This window comes from Stackebrandtia albiflava (assembly GCF_007994225.1).
In the GTDB taxonomy this organism is placed as follows: domain Bacteria; phylum Actinomycetota; class Actinomycetes; order Mycobacteriales; family Micromonosporaceae; genus Stackebrandtia; species Stackebrandtia albiflava.
Window position 1 is genome coordinate 879,874 of the sequence record NZ_VLLL01000006.1, and the last position, 16,859, is coordinate 896,732.

A 16,859-nucleotide genomic window follows, 5' to 3' on the forward strand; every position below is an offset into this window, starting at 1 on the left:
GGGAGGGGACCAAGCGGTCGGGGAAGGCGGAGGGTGGGGGCGGGGTTCGGGCGGTCGGGCCGGGTCAGTCCTCGTGCCCGACGTGGGCGAGCTCGGCGGGGACGCCTCGGACGGACTCGATGTGGCGGATGTTCCACCTGCCCCATTCGCCCAACGGCGCCAACGCCTCGTTGAGGGCCCGTCCCTCCTCGGTGAGTGAGTACTCCACTCTGGGCGGTACCTCGGCGTACACCCGCCGCGCGACGATGCCGTCTGCTTCGAGCTCGCGCAACTGCTGGACGAGCATCTTCTCGCTCACTCCCGGCAGTTCGCGGCGCAGTTCGCCGAACCGCCGCACCCCGTCGGCGAGGCCCCACAGGATCAGGCCCTTCCACTTGCCGCCGACGACGTCCATGGCCGCGTCGATTCCGCAGATGTACGGCAGATTCCTCGCCATGACCTCGACACTCACCTCTTCAACGGTACGGAACAGAACAGCGGTACCGTATCGACGGTACTGCACCGACGGTCCGCCCCGAGGTGCCCGTACTCCACCACTGACTGCGGGGTCGCAGCCGGGCGCGGTGCCGGGCGGCGGTTGGAAGACCATCACGCGCGACGCGGCGCACCCCGGGACACCACTGTGGCTTGTGGATCGATCGGTCGTCACGGCCCGTCGGCAGCCGACCCGTCCCGCCCGTCCCCAACCGACCGTCACGGCGGAGACCGGCCGCCGAACCCGCGGCGGTCGTGGCCCGGTGACGGCGGTTCTCGCCGTTACGAGACTGTGATCCACGTCCCCTTCTTGTCACCCGGGAGGTTCGCTAAGCTGCCGTGATCAGCCGGACGCCCTCCCCCACCACCGGCCATCCCCGGCGCCCGGCGGAAAGGTCCCTCCATGGGCGTCGGTGCCGAAGTCGTCGGACTGACCAAGTCGTTCGGTGAACAGACCGTCTGGTCCGATGTGACGCTGACCGTCCCCGCCGGGGACATCACGGTGTTGCTCGGTCCGTCCGGCACCGGCAAGTCGGTGTTCCTGAAGACGCTGATCGGCCTGCTGCGACCCGACCGGGGCAGGGTGTACATCGACGGCAGCGAGCTCACCGCGATGCGGGACCGAGAACTGTACGAGGTGCGGAAGCGCTGCGGCGTCCTGTTCCAGGACGGCGCCCTGTTCGGGTCGATGACGGTGTACGACAACATCGCCTTCCCGCTGCGGGAGCACACCCGCAAGACCGAGGCCGAGATCCGCAGGATCGTCTCGGCCCGCCTGGAACTGGTGGGCATGACCGGGGACGAGGACAAACTCCCCTCCGAGATCTCCGGCGGGATGCGCAAACGCGCCGGACTGGCCCGCGCGCTCGTGATGGACCCCGAACTCATCCTCTGCGATGAACCGGACTCCGGCCTCGACCCGGTGCGTACCGCCTTCCTCGGCAAACTGATCGCCGACCTCAACGCCGAGACCGGCGCGACGTTCCTCATCGTCACCCACGACATCAACACCGCGCGCACCCTGCCCGACCACATCGGGATGCTCTACCGGGGCGAACTGATCGCGTTCGCGTCGAGGGAGGAGATCCTGGCGTCGCGGGAACCCGTCGTCCACCAGTTCCTCACCGCCGGACTCGACGGACCCATCGGGATGGCCGAGGAGAAGGACGCCGAGGAGACCCGGTCGGTGGAGGCCCGCCGATGAGGCCGCTCGTCGGGCTCGGCCGGTTCACCGGGTTCTGCGCCGACGTGTTCAAGGCCGTGCCGAAGCGCCCGTTCCAGTGGGGTGAGACGGTCCGGCAGGCGTGGTTCATCGCCAGTGTCTCGATCCTGCCGACCGCGCTGGTGGCGATCCCGTTCGGCGCGGTCATCGCGCTGCAGCTCGGTTCGCTGTCGCGGCAGATCGGCGCGGAGTCGTTCGCGGGCGCCGCCAGCGTCCTCGCCGTGGTGCGGGAGGCCGGCCCCATCGTCACCGCCCTGCTCATCGCGGGCGCCGGTGGCTCCGCCATGTGCGCGGATCTGGGTGCCCGCAAGATCCGCGAGGAACTGGACGCCATGCAGACCCTCGGCGTCGACCCGGTGCAACGCCTCGTGGTGCCCCGGATGATCGCCGGAGCGGTGGTCGCGGTGCTGCTGAACGGCGTCGTCTCGGCGGTCGGCATCGCCGGCGGCTACCTGTTCAACGTCTACATGCAGGGCGGCACACCCGGCGCCTACCTGGCGAGCTTCGCCGCCCTGGGCCAGGTCGCCGACCTGGTGAGCGCGCAGGTGCGTGCCTTCGTGTTCGGGATCGTGGCGGCGCTCATCGCGTGCTATCTGGGCATGAACGCCAAGGGCGGCCCCAAGGGCGTCGGCCAGGCGGTCAACACCTCGGTGGTGGTCAGCTTCATGGTGCTGTTCGCGGTCAACTTCGTGATGGTCGCGCTGTACTTCCAACTGGTCCCGCAGAAGGGATCCTGACATGTTGACCACATTGGGCACCCAACTGCTGTTCTACCTGCGGGCCATCGCGTGGATGCCGAAGGCGGCGGTCCGCTACCGCCGCGAGGTGTACCGGCTGCTGGGCGAGGTCAGCTTCGGAGTCGGCGGCCTGACGGTCGTCGGCGGCACCGTCGGCGTCGTGGTGTTCCTGACCTTCTTCACCGGCACCGAGGTGGGACTCCAGGGTTACCAGGCGCTCAACCAGGTCGGCACCAGCGCGTTCACCGGATTCATCTCTGCGTACTTCAACACCAGGGAGATCGCGCCGCTGGTGGCGGGTATCGCGCTGTCGGCGACGGTCGGCGCCGGCTTCACCGCGCAACTCGGCGCCATGCGGGTGAACGAGGAGGTGGACGCCCTGGAGGTCATGGGCGTTCGGTCGCTCCCGTACCTGGTGACCACCCGGATGATCGCCGGCCTGCTGGCGGCCGTCCCGTTGTACGTGTTGGCGCTGCTGTCCAGCTACGTCGCGACCCGGGGCGTCGCGACACTCTACTTCGGTCAGTCCACCGGCACCTACGACCACTACTTCTCGACGTTCCTGGTGTCCACGGACGTGTGGTGGTCGTTCGGCAAGGTGGTCGTGTTCGCAGTCATCGTCATCGGTGTCCACTGTTTTTACGGCTACCACGCCACCGGCGGCCCCGCCGGAGTCGGTGTCGCGGTCGGGCGGGCCGTCCGCACCGCCATCGTCGCAGTTAACATCGTCGATTTCTTTGTATCCTTGGCGGTCTGGGGCGCCACCACCACGGTGAGGATTGTCGGATGAGAGAACGCATCGCCGGCCTGGGCTTCCTCGTCGTGCTCGCCGCACTGCTGGGCCTGTGCGTCGCGGCCTACGCGAAGGTGTTCACGCCGGTCGTCGGCATCACAGTCCACGCCGACACGGCCGGACTCCAGATGTCCAAGGGCGCCGACGTCAAACTGCACGGCGTCCTGGTGGGGGAGGTGCGGGCGGTCGAGTCCACCGGAGACGGCGCCGTGCTGACCCTCGGACTGGACCCGGTCGCCGCCGCGCGCATCCCGGCGGGCGTCACCGCCAGACTGCTGCCCAAGACCGTGTTCGGCGAGAAGTACGTCGAACTCGTCCCACCGGCCGACCCCACCGGCGAACCCATCGCCGAGCACACCGTCATCGAGGTCGACCGGTCGCAGGCGGCCGTGGAACTGGGCGAGGTCCTCGACGGCGCCCTCCCGCTGCTGCGGGCCGTCCCACCGGAGAAGCTCGCCGTCACACTCACCTCCGTCGCCGACGCCCTCGACGGCCGTGGCGACCGCCTCGGCGAGACCTTCGTGAAACTCGGCGACGTCGTCCGGCAGCTCAACGACGAGATGCCCGCGATCGAGGCCGACCTGGAACTGCTGGCCGCCGTCCTCGACGAGTACACCGGCGCACTGCCGGACCTGATCACCGTCCTGGAGAACCTGACGATCACCAACCGGACCGTCGTCGAACAGTCCGACCAACTTAAGTCGCTGTGGATGTCGACGGCCGACTTCGGCGACGACACCAGGATCTTCCTCGACCGGTACCAGGGCAGGCTCATCCAGTTCGCGGAGGTCACCGAACCGTTCCTGGAGGTGCTGGCCGCGTACTCGCCGCAGTACCCGTGCCTGTTCCAGGGACTGACCGCCCTCGAACCGGCCATCGTGGACTCGTTCTCCGGCGGGCGCCTCCACATCACCCTGGAGATCACCCGCGACAACGGCAAGTACGAGCCCGGCATGGACGAACCCGCCTGGGCCACCGGATACGGCCCCGACTGCCGCGGACTCCCGGACCCCCAGACCCCCGGCGTGGAACGCCAGTTCGCCAACGGATACGACTACGCCACCGGCCGCGTCAACCTGCCGATCAACATCCCGGGACTCACCGACGCGCTCGACTACGCCGACCCCTCCGACGCCGCCACCGGCACCGACACCGGGGACGGCGAGACCGACACCGGCTTCCTGCCGTTCGACCCCCGGATGGGGTACGGAGGCACCGAGGAGGAGAAACAGTTGATCGTCCCGCTCGTCGCCGCGGCCACCGGAGTCGACGCGACCCGGGTCAGCGACACCGCGACCCTCCTGTGGGGACCCCTGTTGCGCGGGAACACCGTGTCGGTGCGGTGATTCCCCGTCGCGCGGGTGCAACCAATACACGACCGTCGCGCGTCAACCAGACATGAAGCCCCTCCTCCTCCGTTGGCCCGTCGCGGTGTCGGGCGCCCTGTTGGCCGCCACCCTGCTCACGGCATGTGGCGGCGACGAACCCGAAGAGTCGGCGCTCGACTCCATCAACGAGGCCGTCCTCGACGCCATGCGGCTGGAAGCCGAGCTGCAGGGTGTCGTCAACCGGTTGACCGTCGACTGCATGACCGACGCCGGGTTCGACGTCCACCCGCTCGAACTGACCCAGGACCCGACCGAATGGCTCGAGGACGGCCAGTCGATCACCGAATCCGAGCCGCCGGGGTTGTACGAGATCCCCGTCAGCGTCGCCGAGGCCGAGGAGATCGGCCTCGACATCGGCCGCTACAACGACCCCGACTTCGACTGGGACGCGTACGAGGAGGAGCAGGGCGGCCCCGAGATGGGGCCCGACCCGTTCTGGGAGGAGATGTCCGACGCCTACCGGGAGGAGTACGAGAAGGCCCGGTACGGCGAGGAGTACTACGAGTACATGTACTCCGAAGACCCGGAGACCTACGACGACCAGGCGGAGCCACCCGCCGAGGCCGGCTGTGCCGGTGACGTGCGCGGCAGGATCAGCGACGCCACCGGCACCGAGGACGGTTACGTCGAATGGCCCGACTCCCTGAACGACTGGGAGGCCCAGATCGAGATGTACGAGACCGAGGCCGTACTGACCGCCCAGGACGACTGGTCCGCCTGCGTCGAGGACCGCGGCCACCCCTACTTCGAGTTCAAGGACGGATCGCTCGACATGTGGTCCTACGTCAACTCGTTCTACGAGGGGATGGGCGAGATGGTCGACGAGACCGGCGAGGAACCCGCGCACGAGCCGCCACCGGGAGCGCCCTGGCCGTTCGAGGAGGCGTACGCCAAGGAGGTCGCGCTCGCCGTCGACATGGCCGAATGCTCAGACGAGACCGGGCTCCGCGAAACCCTCCAGACCGAGTGGGACAACACCATGGAGACCATGGCCGTCGAACACCAGGACGAGATCTTCGCGTGGCACGACAAGCTGGAGACCGCGCTGGCCGAGGCACAGAAACTGCTCCAGAACTGAGCCGACGACCCCACCCGTGCCGGAACCGGCGGGCCACCTGAGGACGGCCGCGGCGGCCCCGGCACGGTAGCATGGGCCGCTGCACCGAATCGGGTACGCGACACCGCCGGAACCGGCCCCGCCGCCCGATTCGGCACCGAGGCATCCCGCATCACCGTTGAGGAGTTCGTCACGTGCGTGGAATAGTGCTGGCCGCCGGACAGGGGCAGCGGTTGCGGCCCGACACCGACGATCTGCCGAAGACGCTGTTGACGGTCGACGGAGACACCACGATCCTCGACATCGCGATCCGCAACCTCGCGGCGGCCGGAGTCTCCGACGTGTCGATCGTCGTCGGCTACGCCGCCCACACCGTCGAGGCCGTACGCGACGACCTGCGGGAACGCCACGGCATCGACATCACGCTGATCCACAACGACCGCGTCGACTGGAACAACGCCTACTCGCTGTGGCACGCCCGCGACGTCTACGCCGACGGTGCCCTGCTGGTCAACGGCGACACCGTCCACCCCGGCTCCGTCGAGAAGATCCTGCTCGCATCCGACGCCGAAGGCGTCCTGCTGGCCACCGACGCCGTCAAGACCCTCACCGACGAGGCCATGAAACTGCGCTGCGACGCCGACGGCGTCGTCAGCCGCGTCACCAAGCAGATGCCGGTGGACACCGCCTACGGCGAGTACATCGGGGTCAGCCGGATCGACGCGGGCGTCGCCGCCGCACTCACCGAGGCGCTCGAACGCACCTTCCGCACCGACCCGAACCTCTACTACGAGGATGCGTTCCAACTGCTCGCCGACGCCGGACCGAAGGTCCGCGCCGTACCGATCGGCCACGTCGAATGGGTCGAGGTCGACGACCACGCCGACCTCGCCGCGGCACGGGAGCTGGCATGCCGCTGCTAGCCCGCACCATCACCACCCCGTTGGCGGTGGAGGTGCACGCCGGCGCGTTGTCCCACCTGGGGACGCTGCTCGCCGACCGGCGCATCTCCGCGGGCGGCGAGGTCGCGGTGGTGGTCGGACCCGGCGTCGGCAAGGCTGCCGCCGAACGGCTCCGAGACGGCCTCAGCCGCGCCGAGATCATCACCATCACCGCCGGACGGCACTCCGACGCCCTGGAACTGGCCGACAAGCTCCGCAGCCGCAACTTCGACGCCGTCGTCGGCATCGGCGGCGGCCGGGTCATCGACACGGTGAAGTACGCGTCCTTCCGGCAGGGCCTGCCCATGGTGTCCGTGGCGACCAGCCTGGCCAACGACGGCATCGCCTCACCCGTCGCCTCCCTGGACCGCGACGGCCACTCCATCTCCTACGGCGCCCACATACCCATCGCCGTCATCGTCGACCTCGACTTCGTCAGGCAGGCCCCCATCCGGCAACTGCGGTCCGGAGTCGGCGACGCCCTGTCCAACCTCAGCGCCACCGCCGACTGGCAGCTGAGCCACGACGTCACCGGCGAACCCATCGACGGCCTCGCCATGGCCCTGTCCCGCAGCAGCGCCGAAGCCGTGCTCCGCCACCCGGGCGAGCTCACCGACGACGACTTCCTCACCAGCCTCGCCGACGCGCTCATCCTCGGCGGCACCGCCATGGCCGTCGCGGGGACGTCACTGCCGTGCAGTGGCGCCTGTCACGAGATCGCCCACGCCGTGCAGGAGAACCACCCGGACGCCGCGACCCACGGTGAACAGGTCGGTGTCGGCGCGCTGTTCGCCACGCATCTGCGAGGGGACTCGCGGATGTTCGAAGCCATGGCCGCCACCATGAAGCGCCATGCCCTGCCCCGCACGCCCGGTGATATAGGGCTTAGTGTGGACGAGTTCACGGCCGCGGTCGCTTACGCTCCACGCACCAGGCCGGGCAGGTACACCATTCTGGAGCACCTGAATCTTGACGGTTCCGCTTTGCGCGCAAGGATTACGGATTTCGTAGATGACCTCAACTAGCCCGCCGCCCGTAGCCGCCCGCCCCAAGCGGATCTTCCCCAAGACCACCGGTCTGACCGCGTTGTGGCGGCATCGCCAGTCCCTCACCGTCCTGGTCCGGCGAGACCTCGCCGTCAAGTACCAGGCGACCGTGATGGGTTACCTGTGGTCACTCATCGAGCCACTGGGTCTGGCGTTCATCTACTGGTTCATCTTCGGCGTCCTCTACGACCGGGGCGGACTGCCCGCGGAGGTCGAGTACCCGCTCTACATCGTCTCGGGCATCTTCGCGTGGCAGTGGATGAGCTCCGCCATGACGGAGGCGACCACCTCGCTGACCTCACAGGCGTCGCTGATCACCACGATGCGCGTCCCCCGCGAGGTGTTCCCGGTGGCGCGCGTGTTCGCCCGGTTCGCGGAGTTCCTCGCCGGCATCCCCATCCTGTTGGCGTTCGTGTACTTCTTCGACGGCCAGATCGGTTGGCACACCTTCAACCTGTTCTTCGCCGTCGCCATGCACTTCATGATCCTGACCGGCCTGTCGTTCATCCTGGCCTCCATCAACGTGCTGTTCCGTGACGTGCAGCGGTTCATGCGACTGGTGATGCGGGTGCTGTTCTACGGCATGCCGATCATCTACCCGCTGGAGAAGGTCGTCGGCCCCGACAGTCCGCTCGACAGTTGGGTGCAGACGGCCTACCAGGTCAACCCGTTCGTCGGCATCATGCAGCTCTACCGGTCGGCGTGGATACCGCAGATCGTCCCGAGCACCTTCCAGATCCTCGTCTCCGTCGGGTTCTGCGTCTTCCTGTTGTTCTTCGGCCGCTGGTTGTTCTACAAGCTCGAACCCGCCGTGTTGAAGGAGATTTAATCCAACGGTCATGTGACGGTCGTTTCCGGAGCGTCGCGAAAACGTTATACTTTCGCGGCGCTCCGCACCGTTTCACCCCCCCCCCCCCCCCCCCCCCCCCCCCCCCCCCCCCCCCCCCCCCCCCCCCCCCCCCCCCCCCCCCCCCCCCCCCCCCCCCCCGGAGCGAGACCGTCACGAACGGCCGCCCCGCGACGTCGCGGCGAACCGGCCACGGACGGCCGACGACTCACTAGAGTTGATATCCGTGACATCCAGCCCAGAACGGCAGGCGAGAATGCGTAACACGAACCTCCTCAACGACGCGGAATCGATCATCACCTCGGGCGTGCCCCGGCCGCGCCTGACCTTCCTGGGCGTCGGCCCGCTCGGCGGCACCTACGCCGCCTGCTACGCCGAACTGGGATACGAGGTGCTCGGCTACGACGTCGACGAGGGCAGGATCGCCAAGTTCAACGCGGGGGAGCTGCCGTTCTACGAGCGCGGGCTGGACGAACTGCTCGTGAAGAACCTCGCCAACGGGCGGCTGAGGTTCACCACCGACGTCGACGAGGTCGCCGAGTTCGGCGACGTGCACTTCCTGTGCGTGGGAACGCCCTCGCGCGCCGACTCGCACTCCGCCGACCTGTCGTACCTGGAGTCCTGCGTCACCACGCTGGCGCCGCGCCTGACCCGGCGCTGCATCATCGTCGGTAAGTCCACCGTCCCGGTCGGCACCTCCTCGTGGGTGCAGCAGCTCATCGACCGGCACTCCAAGCCCGACGTGGACGTGGAGGTCGCCTGGAGCCCCGAGTTCCTCCAGGAGTCCAACGCCGTGCAGGACGTCATGCGCCCCAACCGGGTCGTGCTCGCCGCGCAGAGCGAATGGGCGCAGCAGCTCCTCCAGGCCGCCCACAAGGGCGTCTTCGAGCTCGCCGCTCAGGAGGACCGTGACGTGCCGCTGGTCGTCACCGACTTCGCCACCGCGGAACTGGTCAAGGTCGCGTCCAACGCGTTCCTGTCCACCAAGATCTCCTACATCAACGCCATGGCCGACCTCTGCGAGGTCGCCGGCGGCGACGTCACCGCCCTGGCGCGCGCCATGGGCCACGACGACCGCATCGGGCAGAAGTTCCTGCGCGCCGGCATCGGCTTCGGCGGCGGCTGCCTCCCGAAGGACCTGCGGGCGCTGGCGTCCCGGGCACAGGAGCTCGGTGTCGGGGAGTCGCTGCGGTTCCTCGCCGAGATCGACGAGGTCAACACCCGCCGCCGGACCAAGGCGGTCAGGCTCGCCGCCGAACTCACCGACCGGGAGGTGGGACCCGCCGGTCCCCGTCTCGACGGCCTGCGCATCACCGTGCTGGGTGCGACGTTCAAACCCGAGACCGACGACATCCGGGACTCGCCAGCCCTCGACATCGCCCGCCGGCTGCGCAACGCCGGTGCCGCCGTGACCGTGTACGACCCCAAGGGCCTCGACAACGCGCAGGTCGCGGAACCCGAACTGCTGTACAGCAAGCCGCTCACCGAGGCCGTCGACGGCGCCGACCTGATCTGCGTCCTGACGCCGTGGGAGGAGTTCCGTCACCTCGACCCGGTCGCGCTGGGCGAACTGGTGGCGCACAAGCGGATCCTCGACGGCATGAACGCCCTCGACCCGCAGTTGTGGCGCAACGCCGGTTGGACATACCGGGGAATGGGCCGCGCCGCCGCCTGACGGCCGCCGCCACCCGGAGCCGGGGACCGGTTCAGGTCCCCGGCACCCACACCCGCCGCCAGTCGCCCAACGGCCCGTTACCCGGTGCCTCCTGATGCGCCGAATACAGACAGCCGTCCATCCCCAGTACGGCCGCCACCAGGCGGCCGGCGCCGTCCAACGCCATCCCCGGTGCGCGACCGGCCACCGGACCGGAAGTCGTCCACTCCGGTGTCGTGGAGGCCGACCGGCTCTCCAACCCGCGGTAGTCCAGCAGGGTGAAACCGAGCCGCGCGTCGTCGCCCCGGTGCAGCAGCGCCAACGTCGGATCCCACGCCCGCATCGCGGATACCGCGACCGGGTCGATACCCCCGTTCCCACCCAGGATCACCGGTGAGGTGATCCACTCCTCGTCCAGAGCGGGCCGCTGGTACATGACGACCGCCGAGGTGCCCGCCTGACGCGCGATGAGCAGGATCCGTCCGTTGCGGTCCGACACCGCCGACACCGGCCCGGCGGGGGGATCCACCGGTAGTACGTCGGTGAGGTGTTCGTCATGGTCGACGATCCGCCAGTACCGGACACCGTCGGCGGCCGCCGCGAACACCATCAACGCCCCGTCGGCGTGGTCCTGGACCACGCTGAGACCGTCCTGCGTGTCGCCGCCACCCAGCGAGCGCCAGTCCGTCCATTGGCCGTGTTCGAGTTCCGCACGGATCGACAGACCCTTGTCGTGGTCTCGGACCAGGACCATACGGGTGCCGGTCGGCGTGACGACGACCTGCGGCACTCCGACGTCCCGGACGTGCTCCGTGCCGCCGCCGGCCGGATTGCCCAGTTCGTGCCAGCGCACGTCCTCACCGTCGGCGAGTTCGGCGACCGTGATGTTCCGCAGGTGTGCGTCGCGGTCGGAGTCCATCCGGTATTCGATTCCCGCGACCAGTACCCGGCCCTGGTCGTCCACGGTGGTGCTCGTGTACGGCATCCACGGCATTTCGCGTTCAAGCGTCCGGCTACGCCAAGGACGGAACGAATCGACCTGTCCCGTCCACACCGTCGGCCTGCCGTTGAGCACCGTCGTCGCGTGCAGCCGGCCGTCCCGACCGGTCGTCAGGGCCGGATCGCTGCCCTGATGCCGTTGGATGGTGCTTCCGCCGTACCGTTTGCCGACGCCGTCGGCGGGCAGCTTCAGATCGCCGCACCCGGCGGGATCACCGCAGTCACGTCCGTCCGCCCACGCGTAGGTGTCGAGGTACCGGCCCTTCTCCTCGCGTGCCTCCGGACTGAGGTTCCGGGGCCACCGTTGGTTGTAGTAGCCGCGATAGCCGACCACGGTGGTCGCGCCGTCCTGACGGCCGGGAAGCCACCGGGCCAGTGCCTCGGCGGCGAACCACGCCGCACCGGTGTGGTCGATGTGATCGGAGTAGCCGTCCTGTTCGGCGAACTGCGGGTTGTCCGCGTCGTGAATCTGCGGATCGGGGTCGGTGTCCATGATCCGCACCACGTCGGGGCGGTACTCGTCCAGCACCGCGACCAGGCTCTCGACGAGCATGTCCCTGTTCAACGAGACCGTTCCCGTCACCGCGCCGTCCCGCAACGGCAGGGTGGGGAGGTCCGAGGCCTCGCCGCTCCACAGGTCGGTGATCCGCCGGCTGGGCCCGATCCCGGAGTGGCGGCCGTTCTCCCACAGCGAGAAGTACAGCAGCACGATGTCCGGATTGTCGGCCAACACCGCCTTCTCGGCGGTCAGGTGGCCCACCGTCGCGGCCTCACGGGTCCACTGCGCGGCACTGTCACCGGTGGCCATCTGCGCGTAGGTGCGACGCGCCCCGGTGAACCGCGCCGCGGCGTAACCGGAGTAGTCGGTGGACAACGTGCTCCACTTGTCGTCACTGCGAGGCAGGTTCTTGCCGTCGGACTCGCCCGCCGTCAAGCACACCGTGACGGTCCGGTGACCCTCCTGGAGCGCCCTTGCCATGTCCAGGTTGAAGAAGTAGAAGTCGTCGTCCGGGTGGGCGATGATCTGAAGGTGTGTCGCCTGCCGGTACGGGCCGCCGTCGGGCGTCGCCGACTGCGCGGAGCCGGTACACGCGGCCAGGGTGGAGGCACCCGCCAAGCCGAGCGCGCCGAGCAGCAGCGGGCGCCGGGGAATTCCGGCACCGGTCGCCGTTTCACTGAACCGGTGAGGTGTCGTCATGAGGAGGGGTCTTCAGCCGGTCAGCCGGTTATCTCAAGGCTCTGCTGAACCGCCTGACACCCTTCGTACATCGCCGTGCGCTGCTCGGGGGTGCTGTCCTTCTCCTCCCACTGGCACGTCACCTGGATGAGCTGCAGGCCGTTGAAGAGGAAGGTGTTGTCCTGGTAGACCCGTTTACCGCTGCTGTTGGAGAACAACGCGCGCCGGAACAGGCCCTGGTCACCGCCGACCAGGGCGAGGTTGACCGCACCCTCGTCGAGGTTGCCGAGTACGTCGTCGTACTCGGCGACGACGGCCTCCTGCTGGTTGCGGGTCTCGGTCAGCACTCCGGGTTCCAGCAGGTACGACACCACGTAGATCATGTAGTTCGCCGAGGCGTCGTCCAACTGGAGGGCACTCGCCTCGTAGTTCTCCGTGACCGGGAACTCGACCTGCGCGTTCGAGACGGCGGTGAACCCGTCGGGGGCGTCGTAGGTCAACTGCGCGGGAGCCGTCGCGGCGGGACTCTCCGAGGACGTCTGGGACTGCGGGTCGGATTCGGGCGTCTCGGTGCCGCATCCGGCCAACCCGACCGCCAGCACGGCGGCACAGCTGACGAGAGCCGTAACTCGTTTCATGGTTCTACTACTTCCGTGGCAGGGGGATTCGATGCGACGAGATGGCGCGAACACCGTGTCGATAAAGGATAACCGGTGGAGACCATGGTGCCGACCGCCGTCATTCCGCCGCCCGCTCGGCGCCACGCGCCGCGGCCACCGCCTCGTCGACGGCGGCGGCGAACCGCACCGCGGACGACGGCTCGGCCGGACCCAGCAGGTACTCGCGCAACCGGGTCCGCTCCGGCGCCAACGGATCGCGGTACGTCGGGTCGGCGCGCAGCTTCCTGACGTGTTCGACGATGTCACCGAGACCCGACAGTCCGGGTGACAGCAGGTAACCGCCCTTCGTCGACGGATTCGCGGTCTGGAAGGCGGCCGCGTCGCCACCGGACGGATTGCACACCACGTACGGCTTCTCGCTGGCGATGAAGTCCGACACGACGCTGGAGATGTCGGTGACCAGGACGTCCGCCTGGTTGAACATCTCATACAGGGTGGGCAACGGCATGTGAGCGACCACGTGGTGCTGTTGCGGACCCGCGGCGCCCCAGTACCCGTCCTGCCAGCGTCTCCGGAGCCGCTCGATCTCGTCGCCGAGGTCGGCGCGGGCCGTCCCGGCGTCACGCGACCGTTGCGCCTCGTCGATGCCGGTCGGGGACGCCCCCAGCCGCGCGATCTCGGCGGCTATCGGCGCCAGCTCGGGCGGTACCCAGCCCGCCGGCGGGAGGCCGTCGCGGGTGTTGGCGGCGTCGAGGAGTTCGGTGATCCGGCGGTGCGCCGCCGAGGTGGCCCGGTCACGGGTACCCGTCAACGGGTGCGGCCGGTACAACACCCTGACGCCCGGAACCTCCTTCAACAGGTACTCGACCAGATGCGGGCCCATCGTGACCAGAGACGTGTGCTGGAGGTTGGCGGTCCAACCCTCCCAGGTCGGCGCGTAGAGCACCGTCAACGCCTCGGGCGCGCGGTGCTCCGACGCGGCGACGACGTCCTGAAGCTGCGGGCGGCCGACCTCCCGGATCTCCTCGTCACGCACACCGATGTCCGCGACCCGGTAGCGGTCCCGCCCGGCGCGCCCGGCACTCCAGATCTGGTTGTACACCTTGGAGAAGGGGTTGAAACTGGCCGGCTTGTCACTGTCACCGTGACCGATGAACACGTGCGTCACGCCCGGAATCCGCAGCATGTGGATGTTCTTGCCGGCGTTGCCCGGGTACAACGCCGTGCGGATCGTGGGAAGCGCGAAGTTCATCAGGTCGATGTTGTCCGGGATGCACACCGTCGGAGTGCTCGTCGGGCCGAGCTGCTGCAGCAGTCCCCGTTCCCGCATGATGATCACGGCCGGGCGGTTCAGCTGCTCCACGGTCCGCAGCCACATGTTGATCTGGTAGATGCTGGTGAGCGAACCCGTGAAGTAGAGCGCCACCTCGGGCTTCGACCTGGCGACCTGCTCCCGCACCCGGTCGAGCACCCAACGTTTCCGGGCCAGGTGCCGGTTACGTTTGGCGTCGACCAGGAGGACGACGGCTCGCAGACCCGCGATGACCACGGCCACCGCGCATCCCGCCGGAACCGGCCATTCGACGCCGGACCCGATCGCCGCCAGGACGCCCACCGTGATCGGTATGTCCATCTCGAACAGGATCCGCCGTTGCGACGGCATCCAACGCGGATGCAACGCATCGGGTATCCGGAGCTTCGACAGGTCCACGTTCCGGCTCGCGACCGGCAGCTTCCGCCGCTGAGTGACATAGGTCTCCAGCCCCGTCACCAGAGCCCGGACCAGATGGGCCGTGACCACGCCGGCGGCCAGCACCAGTAGGCCGATCGTACTGACGGTGCCGTAGGCGGCGACCAGCAACATCACCGACATCTGCCGGATCAGCGTGAGTACGGAGGTGCCCAGCTGCACCCGGCGGAGGATGTCCACGAACGCCGGGATCTTGCGGGCGGTCCACATCTCCGCGACGTAGGTACCGGCCAGTACCGACCCGAACACCCACCAGGGCGACGCCACTGCGAGCACCGGCGCCGCCGCCATCCCCGCGAGCAGCAGCCCCATCGCGGCGTGTGCGGAAGGAGGCGCGGAACGGACCTCGGAGATGACCTGACTCATGTCGCCGCGTCCTCCGTGGGAGATATCGGGGCGAACGGGCGGCGGACGTCCATGACGTGACCGGTGAGATTCGAGACCAGCACGTCCACCGAGTTGCGGGCGACGATCTCCGCGCTCAACAGCGACCCCGCCGGTTCCTCACCGAACGCCCGGCTGCGCATCGGCGTCGCGGTGCGCTCCGGATTGACGCAGTTCACCCGGACACGGTCCTCGGCCCACTCGTCGGCGAGCGCCTGCACCAGGTTCACGATCCCCGCCTTCGCAGACGAGTAGAGGCTGTAGCCGGCCCTGCCCCGGGTGTACGAGCTCGACGTGAAGAGCAGCAGCCCACCGGACGTCTCCCGCAGGTAGGGAAGCGCGCTGCGGGCGATGTGAATCGGTGCGAGGAGGTTCACCCGCATCGCGGCGTCGAGAGTGGCGTCGTCGCACTGGTCGAGACGCATCTTGTGAAGCACCCCCGCCGTGTTGACCACGTAGTCGACCCGGCCGTACTCGCGGTGCGCGGCCTCCAACGCCGCCGCGACCTGCTCCGGGCGTTCCACGTGGACCCCGGTCGTGGAACGACTGTGACCCACCACCGAGGCGCCGTGCCCACGGGCGATGTCGGCGATGGCGGCGCCGATGCCGTAACTCCCCCCGAACACCACCACGGTGCGGCCCTCCAACGCCTCCGAGAGTTCCCGGGGGCTTCTCGGTTCGGGCGCGGCGTGCGACGCCAGCTGGAACAGGCGGTCGGCGAGGTAGATGTCGATCGGGTGGGTCACCTTCATGTTGTGCTCGCTGCCGTTCACCACGTGAATCGGCACGTCGGGAAGGTAACGCCGGACGACGCCGCAGTCGTCCGTGGCGGTGAACCCCGGGTCGCGGGCGGCCCGCGCGTAGGCGTCGGCCAGCACCGACGGCCGGAACGCCTGAGGGGTCTGGCCGCGCCGGAGCCGCGCGCGGTCCGGGATGCCCGTGATCGTCTCGTCACCGTCGTGGGAGTCCACCTCGATGATCGTGTCGGCGGACGGTATCGCGACGTCCACGGCGTCGAACCGGTCGAGGGCGTCGACACAGTCCCGCAGGATGCGCTGGTCGACCAGCGGACGCACGGCGTCGTGCAGCAGTAGTTTGCAGTCGGGGTCGCCGATGGCGGTCAGTGCGGCGATCGTCGTCTCGCTGCGGCTCGCCCCGCCCGGCAGTACCGCGGTGACCTTGTCGAATCCGCCACCCCCGACGATCTTCTCGGCCTCGGGGATGAACTCGGCGTTCATCATGACGAGGATCGAGTCGATCACGTCACTGGCCTGGAACACCGCCAGGGTGTGTTCCAGGATCGGCTTTCCCGACACCTTCAGAAGCTGCTTGGGCAACCGCGCTCCGAATCGCTGGCCCGTGCCGCCGGCGAGGATCACGGCCACCGTCCGGCGCGCGGCGTGTTCCAAAGTCATCATCGAATCGGACCGGTCGCCGTCTCCGGGCGGCGCGATCCCACGCTCCTGTTCTCAACGAGTGCGCTTCCGGGGGCGGAGCACAGACTGTGGTGAGGGTGTCCCCGGGGTTTCCGTGCCTGAACGCCGGGGGCAATTCAACCCTAGGGCATCGTCCTACACGATAACGGACGCCGACCATCGGGCAAAACGCGTGCGAACGCCGCCCCTCCGCCGCTCCCGACCACGCCTCACTCCCGCGAAGTGCTGCTAGATTGGGCCGGTGTCGCCCGACCCATGGCCCCTCCGGACCCATCGAGGCGACGACCTCCGCGGCCGGCACCCGCAACCCCGACACCTATGAGCGGAACCTCCC

General features: G+C 68.8%; 14 protein-coding genes. 9 read left to right on the plus strand and 5 right to left on the minus strand.

Annotation, left to right across the window (positions count from 1 at the left end; all coding sequences use genetic code 11):
• Positions 1-64: 64 nt before the first annotated feature.
• Positions 65-436 carry a winged helix-turn-helix transcriptional regulator gene (locus LX16_RS14955; RefSeq protein ID WP_147140800.1) on the minus strand — a complete coding sequence of 124 codons (372 nt, stop codon included), beginning with the start codon at positions 434-436 and terminating at the stop codon, positions 65-67.
• Positions 437-877: 441 nt separating this feature from the next.
• Here LX16_RS14955 and LX16_RS14960 point away from each other — a divergent pair, with 441 nt between their 5' ends.
• The 9 genes from LX16_RS14960 to LX16_RS15000 all read left to right on the plus strand — a co-directional run bounded on the left by LX16_RS14960 (position 878) and on the right by LX16_RS15000 (position 10,180).
• Entirely contained in the window at positions 878-1,678 is an 801-nt protein-coding gene (locus LX16_RS14960) for an ABC transporter ATP-binding protein (protein WP_147139273.1), read from the plus strand.
• Entirely contained in the window at positions 1,675-2,433 is a 759-nt protein-coding gene (locus tag LX16_RS14965; RefSeq protein WP_147139275.1) for an MlaE family ABC transporter permease, read from the plus strand. Before LX16_RS14960 ends, LX16_RS14965 begins: the two co-directional genes overlap by 4 nt.
• Position 2,434: 1 nt before the next feature.
• Positions 2,435-3,223 (plus strand): ABC transporter permease, encoded by a 789-nt coding sequence (locus LX16_RS14970; protein ID WP_147139276.1) that lies wholly within the window; start codon positions 2,435-2,437, stop codon positions 3,221-3,223.
• Positions 3,220-4,572: an MCE family protein gene (locus LX16_RS14975; protein ID WP_147139278.1), complete on the plus strand. Its 1,353-nt coding sequence runs from the start codon at positions 3,220-3,222 to the stop codon at positions 4,570-4,572. Before LX16_RS14970 ends, LX16_RS14975 begins: the two co-directional genes overlap by 4 nt.
• 52 nt (positions 4,573-4,624) lie before the next feature.
• Positions 4,625-5,692, plus strand: coding sequence for a hypothetical protein (locus LX16_RS14980; RefSeq protein WP_147139280.1), 1,068 nt, complete (start codon positions 4,625-4,627; stop codon positions 5,690-5,692).
• Between the two features lie 173 nt (positions 5,693-5,865).
• Positions 5,866-6,594: a phosphocholine cytidylyltransferase family protein gene (locus tag LX16_RS14985; RefSeq protein WP_147139283.1), complete on the plus strand. Its 729-nt coding sequence runs from the start codon at positions 5,866-5,868 to the stop codon at positions 6,592-6,594.
• On the plus strand, positions 6,582-7,637 hold the full coding sequence (locus LX16_RS14990) for an iron-containing alcohol dehydrogenase family protein (RefSeq protein ID WP_147139284.1): 1,056 nt from the start codon (positions 6,582-6,584) through the stop codon (positions 7,635-7,637). Before LX16_RS14985 ends, LX16_RS14990 begins: the two co-directional genes overlap by 13 nt.
• The gene (locus tag LX16_RS14995) at positions 7,624-8,487 is read left to right on the plus strand and encodes an ABC transporter permease (protein ID WP_147139286.1); all 864 of its coding nucleotides are present in this window, start codon (positions 7,624-7,626) and stop codon (positions 8,485-8,487) included. The genes LX16_RS14990 and LX16_RS14995 overlap by 14 nt, the downstream gene beginning before the upstream one ends.
• Positions 8,488-8,827: 340 nt before the next feature.
• Positions 8,828-10,180 carry a UDP-glucose dehydrogenase family protein gene (locus tag LX16_RS15000; RefSeq protein WP_345740756.1) on the plus strand — a complete coding sequence of 451 codons (1,353 nt, stop codon included), beginning with the start codon at positions 8,828-8,830 and terminating at the stop codon, positions 10,178-10,180.
• Between the two features lie 31 nt (positions 10,181-10,211).
• Here the strand turns inward: LX16_RS15000 and LX16_RS15005 are convergent, their stop codons facing one another.
• From LX16_RS15005 to LX16_RS15020, 4 genes are all read right to left on the minus strand, one after another.
• Positions 10,212-12,356 carry a PIG-L family deacetylase gene (locus LX16_RS15005; protein ID WP_147139288.1) on the minus strand — a complete coding sequence of 715 codons (2,145 nt, stop codon included), beginning with the start codon at positions 12,354-12,356 and terminating at the stop codon, positions 10,212-10,214.
• 20 nt (positions 12,357-12,376) lie between these two features.
• The gene (locus LX16_RS15010; protein WP_147139289.1) at positions 12,377-12,973 is read right to left on the minus strand and encodes a hypothetical protein; all 597 of its coding nucleotides are present in this window, start codon (positions 12,971-12,973) and stop codon (positions 12,377-12,379) included.
• 100 nt (positions 12,974-13,073) lie between these two features.
• Entirely contained in the window at positions 13,074-15,071 is a 1,998-nt protein-coding gene (locus tag LX16_RS15015; protein WP_147139291.1) for a hypothetical protein, read from the minus strand.
• Positions 15,068-16,504: a bifunctional cytidylyltransferase/SDR family oxidoreductase gene (locus LX16_RS15020; protein WP_147139293.1), complete on the minus strand. Its 1,437-nt coding sequence runs from the start codon at positions 16,502-16,504 to the stop codon at positions 15,068-15,070. Before LX16_RS15020 ends, LX16_RS15015 begins: the two co-directional genes overlap by 4 nt.
• Between the last annotated feature and the right edge of the window lie 355 nt (positions 16,505-16,859).

Excerpts from the sequence above, each read along its gene's own strand:
- LX16_RS14955 (WP_147140800.1), bottom strand. The coding sequence starts at position 436 with ATGGCGAGGAATCTGCCGTACATCTGCGGAATCGACGCGGCCATGGAC.
- LX16_RS14960 (WP_147139273.1), top strand. The coding sequence starts at position 878 with ATGGGCGTCGGTGCCGAAGTCGTCGGACTGACCAAGTCGTTCGGTGAA.
- LX16_RS14965 (WP_147139275.1), top strand. The coding sequence starts at position 1,675 with ATGAGGCCGCTCGTCGGGCTCGGCCGGTTCACCGGGTTCTGCGCCGAC.
- LX16_RS14970 (WP_147139276.1), top strand. The coding sequence starts at position 2,435 with ATGTTGACCACATTGGGCACCCAACTGCTGTTCTACCTGCGGGCCATC.
- LX16_RS14975 (WP_147139278.1), top strand. The coding sequence starts at position 3,220 with ATGAGAGAACGCATCGCCGGCCTGGGCTTCCTCGTCGTGCTCGCCGCA.
- LX16_RS14980 (WP_147139280.1), top strand. The coding sequence starts at position 4,625 with ATGAAGCCCCTCCTCCTCCGTTGGCCCGTCGCGGTGTCGGGCGCCCTG.
- LX16_RS14990 (WP_147139284.1), top strand. The coding sequence starts at position 6,582 with ATGCCGCTGCTAGCCCGCACCATCACCACCCCGTTGGCGGTGGAGGTG.
- LX16_RS14995 (WP_147139286.1), top strand. The coding sequence starts at position 7,624 with ATGACCTCAACTAGCCCGCCGCCCGTAGCCGCCCGCCCCAAGCGGATC.
- LX16_RS15005 (WP_147139288.1), bottom strand. The coding sequence starts at position 12,356 with ATGACGACACCTCACCGGTTCAGTGAAACGGCGACCGGTGCCGGAATT.
- LX16_RS15010 (WP_147139289.1), bottom strand. The coding sequence starts at position 12,973 with ATGAAACGAGTTACGGCTCTCGTCAGCTGTGCCGCCGTGCTGGCGGTC.
- LX16_RS15015 (WP_147139291.1), bottom strand. The coding sequence starts at position 15,071 with ATGAGTCAGGTCATCTCCGAGGTCCGTTCCGCGCCTCCTTCCGCACAC.
- LX16_RS15020 (WP_147139293.1), bottom strand. The coding sequence starts at position 16,504 with ATGACTTTGGAACACGCCGCGCGCCGGACGGTGGCCGTGATCCTCGCC.